At 42.0% G+C, this 281-nt stretch carries 1 protein-coding gene; it reads right to left on the reverse strand.

Annotation, left to right across the window (positions count from 1 at the left end; translation table 11 throughout):
* The coding region (locus ACFILW_RS10510; protein WP_375685809.1) for a DUF3987 domain-containing protein at positions 1-281 on the reverse strand (281 nt) is incomplete at both ends.

Here is a 281-nt window from a genome sequence, read left to right on the forward strand (position 1 = left end):
CTTATTGGCTTGTCTTTCTTTTTCTCTTTTGTCTAAAGTTTCAAATCTCTCTTCAATTTCTTGTTTTTCTTTTTGCTTTAACCAGTCTTTATACCATTCCTTTTGAAGGCAAGTGATAGGCGCTAAAGCGGCTTTCATGGCTGGTGTTTTGTATGTTGACGATTGACCAATCAGAGCGCCCCAGAGATTAGGCACAACAATCCAATCATCATGTTGTTTTGGAGCAACCCGCACGCCATTACCAATGACAGCAGCCAAGGCACAGAGAGCAGAGACAGCAA

It is taken from the genome of Bartonella sp. TT110JLCBS (genome assembly GCF_042193405.1).
GTDB lineage: Bacteria > Pseudomonadota > Alphaproteobacteria > Rhizobiales > Rhizobiaceae > Bartonella.